This is a genomic window from Sorangium sp. So ce887 (genome assembly GCF_051521455.1).
Lineage (GTDB): Bacteria > Myxococcota_A > Polyangia > Polyangiales > Polyangiaceae > Sorangium.
In genome coordinates, this window is the sequence record NZ_CP150354.1 from 6,886,875 (window position 1) to 6,898,307 (window position 11,433).

The window sequence follows — 11,433 nt, forward strand, 5'->3', positions numbered from 1 at the left end:
CGCGCGGGCTCAGCGCACCCTGGCGGGGCGCGAAGACGGACGGGAGCTCCGGGACCGGCCGCCCGGCGGCGCGCTGGAGCGGCGCACCAGCTTCCCGAGCTCCTGGAGGAGATATCCCATCGCGATGTCGTCGTCGTGAAACACGACGACGCTGTCGTTGTTCTCCTCACGCAGGAGCCGGTTCACCTGCAAGGCGCCGACCGCCGTCCGCACGACGACGGCGACGGCGGCGAACTCCTGGCAGATCATGCTGCGGGTGCGCATCGTCGCGGCCTCGAACGCCGGATCGTTGTTCATCGCGGGCCGGCGGATATCCACGAGATGACCGAGGCTCGCGCGCTCGAGCGACTCGTAGACCTGCAGCGCCTCGGTGTGGACCCGGATGAACTCGTCGGGGGAGGCATACGGGACCTCGGAACGGGTGCTCCGGACGACCGAGCGCTCCAGATCGAGCGTGACCGTCAGGTACTCGTTCTGCAGCAGGACCGACATGCCCCCAACAGGATAGCGGGCCGACGGCGGGCGGGTACCTGAAAAGCTCTGGCGGGATCAGGGTCACGCTGCCCCTCGGCGCTACGGGGCTGGCTGCCACACCGTGTCAAACGGAAGCGCGTCGAAATCCACCGCGGCGATATCGTGAGCTCGGCGAGCTCATCTTTGGCTCACGGCGAGACAACCCCCTTCAGGACCAACTCTCGTCTCCATTCGAGACAGTCCCGCCCGCAGCCCGGGCTCACTCGAACCGCAGCGCCTCCACCGGATCGAGCCGCGCCGCGCGCCGCGCCGGCCCCACGCCGAACGTGATCCCGATCAGGATCGACACCCCGAGCGCCAGACCGACGGCATACGGCGGCACGATGGTCGCCCATTCCCCGAACCGCGACAGCAGCACCGCCGCCGCGTACCCGAGGCCCACGCCGGCCACGCCGCCCGCGAGCGACACCACGACGGCCTCGACAAGGAACTGCCGCAGGATGTCCCGCCGCCGCGCCCCGACCGCCATGCGCACGCCGATCTCGCGGGTGCGCTCCCGGACCGACACCAGCATGATGTTCATGATCCCGATGCCACCCACGATCAGCGAAACCGCCGCCACGCTGCCGAGCAGCGTCGTGAAGGTGCCCGTGATCTGCCCCATCGTCGCCAGCATCTCGGCCTGAGACCGCACCTCGAAATCGCTCGGCTGATCCGGGCGCAGCCGGTGGCGCAGCCGGAGGAGCTGATCGAGCTGCGCGATCACCACATCGGACCGATCCTCGCTCGCGAGCTGGAGGGAGATGGTCGACAGGTGGTCCTGCCCGAACAGGACCGACCGGTGCGTCGACATCGGCACGAACACCCCGTCGTCCGGCGAGCCCATCCCGGAGCCCTTCTCGGCGAGCACCCCGACCACCCGGAACGCGCTCCCGTTGATCTGGAGGCGCGTGCCGAGCGGCGAGCCGCTCGCGTCGACCCCGTACAGCTGCCGCGCCACGTTCGCGCCGAGGACCACCACGCGCGCGCGTTGCTGCTCGTCGAGGTCGGAGAACGCGACGCCGCTCGACACCGCGAGCGAGCGGACCTCGAGGTACGCCGGCGTGATCCCGGTGACGGACGCGTTCAAGTTGCTCGCCATGTACCGGAGCTGCGCGCTGCCGCTCCGCTCCGGCGCGACCGCCGAGACGCCGTCGAGCCCCTTCAGCGCCTCGGCGTCGCCCTCCGTCAGCGTCTTGACCGTCCCGGAGCGCACCCCGCTCGCGGACGCCGACCCGGGGCGCACCATCAGCAGGTTCGCGCCGAGCGACCGGATCCGCCCCTCCACGCTGCTGCGCGCGCCCTCGCCGATGCCGAGCACCGCCACGACCGCGGCGGTCCCGATGATCATGCCGAGCATCGTCAGCAGCGTGCGCATGCGGTTCGACGCGAGCGATCGCCACGCGCTCTTCGCGGTCTCCTTGATCAGCATGCCGACTCCATCTCGCTCGCGTGGAACGCCGACACCACCGTGCCCGACGGGCCGTCGGCCACGATGCGGCCGTCCTTCATGTGGATGGCGCGCGCGAGCGACCGCGCCACGCTGAGATCGTGGGTCACCATGAGGAGCGTCGTCCCGTCCGCGTTCAGCGACATCAAGAGCTCCAGCACGTCCCGCCCCGTCCGGCTGTCGAGCGCGCCCGTCGGCTCGTCGCACAGGAGGATCGACGGCCGCGTCACGATCGCCCGGGCGATCGCGACGCGCTGCCGCTGCCCGCCCGAGAGCTCCGACGGCAGGTGCCGCGCGCGCGGCGCGAGCCCGACGCGCGCGAGCGCGCTCTCCGCGAGCGCCCAGCTGTCCTTGACCGCCCCGTAGAGGAGCGGCAGCTCGACGTTCTCCACCGCCGTCATCCGCGGCAGCAGGTTGAAGCTCTGGAACACGAACCCGATGTGCCGGTTCCTGAGCGCCGCGAGCTCGTCGTCGTCGAGCTCCGCCACGTCGCGCCCCCCGAGCCGGTACGTGCCCTCCGTCGGCCGGTCGAGGCACCCGAGGATGTTCAGCAGGCTCGACTTCCCGCACCCGGACGGCCCGATGATCGCGACCGACTCGCCGCGGCGCACCTCGAAGCCGATTTGGTCGACCGCCCGCACCGCGAGGTCCTCGCGATCGGCGTGGTACACCTTGGAGAGGCCGCTCACGAAGACCGGGACGTCCATCTCAGCGGCCTCCCCCGGGGCGAGAGCCCATGCCCATGCCCATCCCGCGCATCGGGTTCTGCCCGCCCCGCTGCCCCTGCCCTTGCTGCGACCCCGGCGCGCCCGTGACGGGCGCGCTCGCGAGGACGTCGTCGCCCTCGCTCAGGCCCTCGACCACGACCATGTGCGTCCCGTCGGTCGCCCCGGTCTTGATCGGCCGCTCCTCGCCGCTCGTGAGCCGCACGAACCGCCGCTTGCCCGCCGACTGCACGGCCAGGAGCGGCACGAGCAGCACGTCCTTCTGCTCCGCCGTCACGATCTCCACGTCCGCGCTCATCCCCGACCGGAGCAGCGACGCCTCCTTGTCGTTGACGACGATCTCGACGTCGAAGGTCACGACGCTCGACACCTCCTTGCCGAGCGGGCTCACGCGATCGACGACGCCCTGGAACACCCGGTCCCCGTAGGCGTCGACGCGAATGTCGACCCGCTGGCCAGGGGCCACGCGGCCGATCTGCGCCTCGTCGATGGCGCCGACGATGCGCAGGTTCGTCAGGTCGGCGAGCGTCATCACGGCGCTCCCGCCGCTCACGTTGGTGAGCGCCGACGAGACGAGCGTCCCCTTCTCCACCGCCACGTCGAGCACCGTGCCGGCGATCGGCGCGTAGATCTGCATCTCCTTCACCCGCGTCTCGGCGTCCTGCACCGCGAGCTCGGCCTGCTTGAGCTGCGCCTGGGCCGCGGTCACCTGCGCGCGCCGCAGCGTCATGTTGGCGCCCGCGACCTTCGTCGAGTGCGCCGCCGAGCGGGCGGTGTCGGTCGAGCCCAGGCCGAGCTCGGCGCTCTTCTCGGCGATCTGCTGGCTCACCTCGTTGTTCTTGCGCTCGAGATCCGCGGCCGAGAGCGACGCCTGCGCCGCGCCGAGGTCGGCCTTCACGCGGTCGCGCGCCACGCGCGTCTCGGCGAGCTTGCGCTCCGCGTCCATCGGATCGAGGCGGACCAGGAGCTGCCCGGCCTCGACGTGGTCGCCCTCCTTCACGAGCAGCTCGATGACCTGGCCCGCGGCGCGCGACTTCACCTCGACCTGCACGTCGGGCTCGATCTTCCCGGACGCCGCGGCGGTCTCGGTCAGGCTCCCGCGGCGGATCTCGACCGTGGGGCCGGCGGGCGCCTTCGAGGGCGTCTGATACCAGGCGTACCCGCCGATCGCGAACGTCGCGATGACGGCCGCGGCCACGCCGGACATCAGGTAGCGTTTCTTGTTCCTGTTCATGACGACCTCCTGGGGAGCACCGAAGCGAAGCGATCGAGGAGCGCGCCCGTGGTGTGATCGAGCTGGAAGCGCGAGGTGAGCGCCGTGACCACGGCCCGCAGCTTGCGGAGCTCCGCCTCCCGCAGCGTCTGCTCCGCCTTCACCACGTCGGCCGACGTCGACGTCCCGAGCAGGAGCCGCTGCCGCTCCGCCTCGGCCAGCTCGCCGGCCAGGCGGGCCGTCTCCATCGCGAGCGCGACCTGATCGGCGGCGGCCTCGAGGGTCACCCGCAGCGAGGTGATCTCGGCCGCGATCGCCTCGGCGCGCGCCTGGTACCGCGCCTCCGCGACCGCGAGCTGCGTGCGCGCGCGCGCCGCGTCGGCCGGCGCCCGGCCCCCGCCGAACGGCAGCTCGAGGTCGAGCCCGCCGAGCACGCTGAACGCCGGCCGCCCGCCCGGGAGCGAGAGCCCTGGCAGGCGGTCATCGGCCCACAGCGTGCCCACGGAGGCGGTCGTGAACACGTCGAGCTTTACCTGGTCGGCGTCCTCCGCGGAGCTCACCCGCGCGCGCTGCGCCTCGAGGTCGGCGCGCAGGGCGGCGAGCTCCTGGGACCGCTCGCGCGCCGCGCGGGTCAGCGCGTCGGTCGCGGGGAGGGCCCCGAGGGAGGGCGGCGCGCCGGCCGGCGAGAGCGACGCGGCCCTCCCCGGGTCCATGCCGAGCGCGCGGCCGAGCGCGATGGCCCGCGCCGAGCGCGTCGCGCGGGCCTGCGACAGCGCGTCCGCGATCGACCCGGCCGAGGTCGAGAACTGGAGGACGTCCACCCGCGTGCCGGTGCCGAGCGTCTCGGCGCGGGTCTTCGCGTCGTTCAGCTGTCGCTGCGCGGCCGCGAGCGCCTGCTCCTGCACGCCGATCGCCTGCTCCGCGTACCAGAGCTCCCAGTAAGCATCGAGCACGTCGAGCGCGGTCCGGCTCGCCGCGAGATCGCGCTCCCGCTCCGCGGCGACCGCCGACGCCTCCGCCTGCACGACTGGCGCGAGGACGGCGTCGGTCCCGGCGCCCCGGAGGAGCGGCTGCCGCGCGGAGACGTACGCCTCCGCGGTGTACGCGGGGCCCCGGGCCCCGGAGCCCCACGCCGTGTCCGCCGACGCGCCCACCTCGAGGCCCGTCCCGATGTCGGTCGTGTACCGGAGGGCCACGTTCGACGCGACGGTCGTGCTGCCCGAGCGCGTGGCCCCGGCGTCCCCGCTGCGTAAGGCCTCGGTGTACTGTCCGGTCACGGAGGCGGAGAGCGTGGGCTTGCGGGCGCCTTGCTCGGCGGCGACGGCCTGCCGCGCGGCGGTGGCCTCGAGCAGGGCCGCGCGCAGCGACGGGTTCTGCGAGGCTGCGCGGCCGACCGCCTGCTCGGCGGTGAGCGTCTCGGCGCGCGCCGCGCTGCTCAGCGAGCACGTGGCGATCACGGCGAGGGACGCCAGCCACGGCAAGGGAACGGAGCGAGTGAGCGTCATGGAGCCCAGGCTAGGGTGCAGTGTCTCAAGAGGTGTCCGGTTCGTGTAAAGATTCGTCAAGAGCCTTTTGACCAGGCCTTACACGGCGCCGCGACGACCGCGCTACAGTCCCCGACATGGCGGATCCGCCCCAGATCCTGGTCATCGATGACGACGCCGAGCTCTGCGAGCTCCTGGCCGAGCTCCTCGGTCAGGAGGGCTACGCGGTGGAGAGCGCGCGCGACGCGATCTCCGGCCTCGCGCGCGCGCAGGAGGGGCCGTTCACCCTCGTGGTGCTCGACGTGATGCTGCCCGGACTCAACGGGTTCGAGGTGCTCACGCGGCTCCGTCGGAGCTCGCGGGTCCCTGTCCTGATGCTCACCGCGCGGGGCGAGGACGTCGACCGCATCGTCGGCCTGGAGATGGGCGCCGACGACTACCTGCCGAAGCCGTTCAACCCGCGCGAGCTCGTCGCCCGCGTGCGCGCGCTCCACCGGCGCGCATCCCACGCGGGCCACGCGGTCGCGGCGACCGCGCCGGGGGCGGGCGCTGCGGAGGCGCAGAGCGTCCTCGCGGTCGACGATCTCGAGGTGTTCCCTGCCGCGCGGCGCGTCCGGGTTCGCGGCGAGGAGGTCCGGCTCACGACGGCCGAGTACGACCTGATCGAGGTCCTGGTCCGGCAGGCGGGGGCGGTGGTCTCGCGCGAGGACCTCGCGCGGCGCGTCCTCGGCCGCCGCCTCGCGGCGTACGACCGCGGCATCGACATGCACGTCTCGAACCTCCGCCGCAAGCTCGGTCCCGGTCCGAGCGGCGGCGAGCGCATCAAGACGGTCCGCAACGCGGGCTACATCCTGGCCCGGGAGGGCGCGTGAGGCGCCTGCCCCGGAGGGCGCTCGTGAAGCGCCTTGGCCTCGGAGGCCGCGTGAGGCGCCTTGGCCTCGGAGGGCGCCCGTGAAGAGCCTGTTCCTGCGACTCCTTGTCTCGCTGTGGATCGCGATGGCGCTCCTCGTCGGCCTGTTCGCGGGGATCCACGGCTGGGCGTTCTCCGCCGAGTCGAGCTCGCTGCGCCGCCGCCTGAGCACGCGCAGCGTCGAGCTCCGGGCGGAGAGCGCGCTCTCCTGCGCGCGGGACGGGCTCGCCGGCTGCGAGCAGCGCCTCGCGCCGATCGAGCCGCGGGATCTGCGCGTCGCGGTCTACCGATCCGGCGCGCTCGTGAGCGGCGAGCCCATCGAGGGAGCGCGAGGCGTCGAGGAGCAGGCGAGGCGCTCGGCCGACGGCATCGCCGTCGAGGTGGGCGAGCGGGAGCTCGTCGCGGTCGTCCTGCGCCGCGACCCTTCCTTTGCCGCGGTCGCGACGGGTCCGGTCCGGTCGCCGTGGATGTTCTTCATCGTGCCGGAGACCTTGCCGCTCCGGCTCCTCGCGATCGTGGTCGTGACCGGGCTCGTCGCGGTGATCCTCGCGCGCTACCTGTCGCGTCCGATCCGCATCCTGCGCGGCGCCACGCAGCAGATGGCCGCGGGCGATCTCTCGGTCCGCGTCGCGCAGCAGCTCGCGGGCGCGGACGGCGAGACGCTGGCGCTCGGGCGCGACATGGACCGGATGGCCGAGCGCATCGAGGAGCTCCTGGAGACGCAGCGCCGGCTTCTCCGTGACGTCTCGCACGAGCTCCGGTCGCCGCTCGCGCGGCTCAACATCGCGCTGGAGCTCGTCCGCCGCCGGTCGCCGCCGGACGTGGAGCCGGCGTTCGACCGGATCGAGCGGGAGACGGAGCGGCTCAACGGGATGATCGGCGAGCTGCTCACGCTGAGCCGGCTGGAGTCGGGCCGGGGCATGGAGCGCACCGAGCGGGTGGATCTGACCGCGCTGGTGGAGCAGCTGGTCGACGACGCCGCGTTCGAGGCGGAGCAGCAGGGGTGCTCGGTCGAGCTCGGGGCGCGCGACGCGTGCTCCCTGGACGGGAGCGAGGAGCTGCTCCGGCGCGCCATCGAGAACGTCGTGCGCAACGCGGTGCGATTCACCGAGGCGGGCACCACGGTCCGCATCGACCTTTCGTGCGCCGGCGGCCTGGCCGAGCTGCGCGTCCGCGATCGCGGGCCGGGCGTCCCCGAGGGGACGCTCGGGGACCTCTTCAAGCCGTTCTACCGGGTCGACGATCACCGGGCACGCGGCACGGGCGGCACGGGGATCGGGCTGGCGATCACCCAGCGGGCGGTGCTGCTGCACGGCGGCGAGGTCGAGGCGAGGAACGCCGAGGGCGGCGGGCTCGAGGTCGCGCTGCGGTTGCCGGTCGGCGCGGACTGAGCGGAAGGGCTGGCAGGAGCAGTGGACAGAGCCCGCTTGGTCGTCTCCTGCGCCGACATTTGGGTATATACCCTGTCGGTGCTCGAAGAATCTCGGCTGCGCGGCGACGCACACGGCAGACGGCGACGATCATGATCCAACAGGTCTCCTTCACCAACTTCAAATCCCTGCGCAGGGTCGACGCCCACCTCGGGCGTTTCATGGTCATCGTCGGGCCGAACGGTTCCGGGAAGACGAGCATCCTTGAGGGCCTGCACTACCTCGCGCAGGCGACGCGATTGCCGCTTGCAGGGGTGATGCACGGGGCATTTGCCCCCCCGAACCTGAAGAGCCGCGGCAGCCCGGGGCCCATGCAGATCGTGGCCGCGGGAAACTTCCATGATGTCAACGTGGAGGTCGGGATCGTCGTCGACTGCAAGGACGACGCGAACGGCAACGCGAGCTGGAGCGGAACCGTCGCTCGTCGGTGGGGCGATACCGCCGAGGAGACCTCCGAGACAAAGGAGGGAGCACAGCCGCTCGTCAAGCTGGCCGACCAGCGACCGAGGCCACCACCACCTCCTCTGGTAAGCAAAGACGCGCTGCGGGGGCACGGTCGCCGCGAGATGGCAGAGCTCGCAAGAGAGCTTGGCTCCGCGCGCAAGCTCCGGCTGGACATCGAGATGCTCGCGGCGCCTTCGTACAGCGAGCAAGAGACACCTCGCCTCGACACGGACGGCAGCGGCCTGGCGTCCGTGCTGGCGGACGCGGCATCGCGCACCCCCGAGGCGTTCCAGTCGATCCAGGAGGCCGCGCGCCAGGTCATCCCGACGCTCGAGCGGATTCGCACGCGTCGCGCCAAAGTACAGAGGCAGGAACGCCAGGAGATCCGCATCGACGGTGATGAAGCGATCCATCGCCCCGTGGATCGCGTCTACTGGGGCCATCAGCTCGTGCTCGATTTCAAGGGCGCTCCAGATATCTCGGCGCCGCTCGCGAGCGAGGGCACCCTGCTCGTCATCGGCCTGCTGACCGCGCTGTGGATGGAGCCCAAACCCAGGCTGCTGCTCCTCGACGATATCGATAAGGCGCTGCACCCGCGCGCGCAGGAGGAGCTGATCGCGCAGATCCGAAGGATCCTGGGGATGACGCCCGAGCTCCAGGTCGTCGCCACCAGCCATTCGCCCTACCTGCTGGACCATTTCGATGCGCAAGACGTGCTCCTCACGGCGCTCTTGCCCGACGGCTCCACCGCCTGCGCCCGGCTCACCGACCACCCCGATTTCGATCGATGGAAGAGCACGACGCGCTCCGGCGAGCTCTGGAGCTTCGTCGGCGAGGACTGGGTCGCGCAGCAGGCGAGCGCCGCTCAGGGGCACGAGTGAGCGTGTCCACTCATCTCCTCGGGATCGTCGTCGAAGGGCCGGATGACGCGAGGACGGTGCCTGGCCTTGTCGATCGGGTCCTCGAGGACGCGGTCCCCGCCCTGAAAGACAAGCTCGGGCGATCTCGATCCTTCTGTGGGATCGATGCCAACGCGCCGCTCGTGATGTGGAGCGCGGTCCATCAGTGTCGGGTACCGCGGAGGCACGGACACTTCGGCGGAAAGCCGGCGCTCGAGGACGCTCGTACGGCCGTGCTCGCGCTCCGCGGCTTCATCGCGCGGGATCCGCAGCCCGAGGCCGTGGTTCTGGTGCGCGACAGCGATGGATAAGGAGGCCGAGCGCCGGCAGGGGTTGGAGCAGGCTCGACAGGACTGTGCGTGGCCCTTCGAGGTGCTCCTCGGCGTCGCCCACCCGATGCGGGAGTGCTGGGTGCTCGCCGGCTTCGTCGCAGAGGGCAAGCGAGAGGAGGCATCGCTCGTCGCCCTCCGGAAGGAGCTCGGATTCGACCCCACCACCAGATCGCACGAGCTCGACGCGTCGAGCAAGACGGCGAAGAAGAGCCCGAAGCGCGTTCTGGATCACCTCACCGGAGGCGAGGACGAGCGTGAGGCGCGGTGCTGGACGAAGCCGGATCTCGGCCATCTACGCCAGCGAGGAAAGGGCAACGGCCTCGCCGCGTTCCTCGGCGAGATCGAGGTTCGCCTCGTGCCCATCTTCGCGGATGCGGTCATCGGAGAGGACGCCGGCGCGGCGCTCGGCCCTCCGCAGCCGTCCGCGCAAGAGGGGGACGACACCACCGCCCCCAGCGGCTCCTGATCCCGGTTCCCGGGCATCGATCTCGATCCAGGATCGACCCGCCGCCCCCTCCGAGGCCGTCCGTCTCGATCCCGGATCGACCCGCCGCCCTCCGAGGTGGCGCCGCCATGTCGCGACCTCTCCGCGCCGCCTCCTGAGGCCACCCCTCCAGGTCCCGCATCGACCTGCCCCGCCTTCCGAGGCGGCGCCGCCATGTCGCGACCTCTCCGCACCACCTTTCGAGGTCCCCTTTTCCGGTTCCGGACCCGTCCCGTCCCCCTCGCGAGGCGGCTCCGCCACGTGGCGACCTCTCCGCACCGGCTTCGGCGGCCGCGCATCTCGGTCCCGCATCCGCCAGGAAGCCTCCCACGGCGATGCCGACACGTGACGGCCTGACGACCTCTCGATGCCCGCCCTCCCCGAGCCACGCCACGCATCACCGGCGCTTCACTACGACTGCAAGAGTCCAGCGCACGCGCGATCATCGCAAGAAACCGGCGCCGCGTGCGTCTTGACGCACGACACAACAGGACTTCCCTTACCCGCTCACCCGCAATGCCTCCTCTGGCATTGCCCGCATCACCCCATCAGGAGGTCTCTCTCATGTTGAAGCATCTGAATCTCGACGAGATGGTCGCGCTCCTCTCCCCGTGGGTGGAGGACCCGAAGCAGCGCAAGCTCTTCCTGTCGATCCCCGAGATCGCGGCGCTCCACCCGCGGGTCGTGGAGGCCCACGAGGGGGTGCTCGCGGTCCAGCCGAGCAGCGGCGACTCGGCGTCGAAGGTGCGCGCGCTCGTCGATGAGAGCAACGAGGTCGACCGGTGCCACGATCATCTCGCCCGGGCCGTATCGTACGGTATCGACACGCACCGCGAGCTCTGCCTCGCCGAGGAGCCGGCCGATACCGCCCGCGCCGCGCGGTGCGATGTCGTCCAGAAGAAGCTCTTCCCGAGCGGACTGTCCATCCTCAACGCCTCGCCGCTCGCCGAGGCGGGCAACACCAACCGTATCGCCCGGCTCCTCGAGGATGAGCCCGAGATCGTCGACCTCCTGAAGTCCATCCCCGCCCGCGGCAAGGCGTCGCTGCTCGACGTCGTGAAGCGCTGGCTCGCCAAGGGCCGCGAGCTCCAGGCGCTCGAGCGCGCCCGCACGGAGCTCGAGGCGACCAAGGCCACCACGCCGACCAGCAAGACCACCATCCAGTCCGCCCGCAGCCAGTGGTTCAAGATCGTGTCGCTCGTGCTCTCCAACCTCGAGGTGTCCCGCGCTCCGGCTCGAGATATCGAGATCATCCGCGGACCCGTGCTCCGGGCCTCGGATCGGGCGGGCAAGCGCTACGCGACCACCAGGCCCGAGGGGGCTCCGCCGGACGAGGCGCAACGCCCCGCCCCCGAGCCGAGCGCGGCCGAGCCGGAGGGAGGCGAGAGCGGCGACCTGAACGAGCTGCCCTGATCTCCCTCCCTCACCCCGCAGCGCGGCGCCCGCCGCGCTGAATACAAAGACCTGCGAGGAGCGCGCGCACGACGGACCCTCGCGCACCGGGGCGCAAGGCGGCTCGCGCCCGGCGATGGTCCGGGCCGAGCCGGTG

At 71.8% G+C, this 11,433-nt stretch carries 11 protein-coding genes; 6 read left to right on the plus strand and 5 right to left on the minus strand.

Translation table 11 applies throughout. The features are described 5' to 3' along the window. Window positions 1-9 precede the first annotated feature (9 nt). From WMF36_RS25445 to WMF36_RS25465, 5 genes are all read right to left on the minus strand, one after another. Entirely contained in the window at window positions 10-492 is a 483-nt protein-coding gene (locus WMF36_RS25445) for a hypothetical protein (RefSeq protein WP_437573340.1), read from the minus strand. 241 nt (window positions 493-733) lie between these two features. Beyond that, window positions 734-1,945: an ABC transporter permease gene (locus tag WMF36_RS25450; RefSeq protein ID WP_437573341.1), complete on the minus strand. Its 1,212-nt coding sequence runs from the start codon at window positions 1,943-1,945 to the stop codon at window positions 734-736. Then, entirely contained in the window at window positions 1,939-2,670 is a 732-nt protein-coding gene (locus WMF36_RS25455; protein ID WP_437573342.1) for an ABC transporter ATP-binding protein, read from the minus strand. Before WMF36_RS25455 ends, WMF36_RS25450 begins: the two co-directional genes overlap by 7 nt. 1 nt (window position 2,671) lies before the next feature. Next, window positions 2,672-3,922, minus strand: coding sequence for an efflux RND transporter periplasmic adaptor subunit (locus tag WMF36_RS25460; RefSeq protein WP_437573343.1), 1,251 nt, complete (start codon window positions 3,920-3,922; stop codon window positions 2,672-2,674). After that, a complete protein-coding gene (locus WMF36_RS25465; protein WP_437573344.1) occupies window positions 3,919-5,406 on the minus strand; it encodes a TolC family protein in 1,488 nt (495 codons plus the stop codon). The genes WMF36_RS25460 and WMF36_RS25465 overlap by 4 nt, the downstream gene beginning before the upstream one ends. Before the next feature lie 116 nt (window positions 5,407-5,522). Here WMF36_RS25465 and WMF36_RS25470 point away from each other — a divergent pair, with 116 nt between their 5' ends. From WMF36_RS25470 to WMF36_RS25495, 6 genes are all read left to right on the plus strand, one after another. Continuing rightward, the gene (locus WMF36_RS25470) at window positions 5,523-6,257 is read left to right on the plus strand and encodes a response regulator transcription factor (protein WP_437573345.1); all 735 of its coding nucleotides are present in this window, start codon (window positions 5,523-5,525) and stop codon (window positions 6,255-6,257) included. A gap of 79 nt (window positions 6,258-6,336) precedes the next feature. Next, window positions 6,337-7,686: a sensor histidine kinase gene (locus WMF36_RS25475; protein ID WP_437573346.1), complete on the plus strand. Its 1,350-nt coding sequence runs from the start codon at window positions 6,337-6,339 to the stop codon at window positions 7,684-7,686. A 131-nt stretch (window positions 7,687-7,817) separates the two neighbouring features. Continuing rightward, window positions 7,818-9,050 (plus strand): AAA family ATPase, encoded by a 1,233-nt coding sequence (locus WMF36_RS25480; protein ID WP_437573347.1) that lies wholly within the window; start codon window positions 7,818-7,820, stop codon window positions 9,048-9,050. Window positions 9,051-9,052: 2 nt separating this feature from the next. Beyond that, entirely contained in the window at window positions 9,053-9,379 is a 327-nt protein-coding gene (locus tag WMF36_RS25485; protein WP_437573348.1) for a hypothetical protein, read from the plus strand. Then, window positions 9,372-9,866 (plus strand): hypothetical protein, encoded by a 495-nt coding sequence (locus WMF36_RS25490; protein WP_437573349.1) that lies wholly within the window; start codon window positions 9,372-9,374, stop codon window positions 9,864-9,866. Before WMF36_RS25485 ends, WMF36_RS25490 begins: the two co-directional genes overlap by 8 nt. Window positions 9,867-10,448: 582 nt before the next feature. Continuing rightward, complete coding sequence (locus WMF36_RS25495; protein WP_437573350.1) at window positions 10,449-11,297, plus strand: hypothetical protein; 849 nt, start codon at window positions 10,449-10,451, stop codon at window positions 11,295-11,297. The last annotated feature ends 136 nt before the right edge of the window (window positions 11,298-11,433 follow it).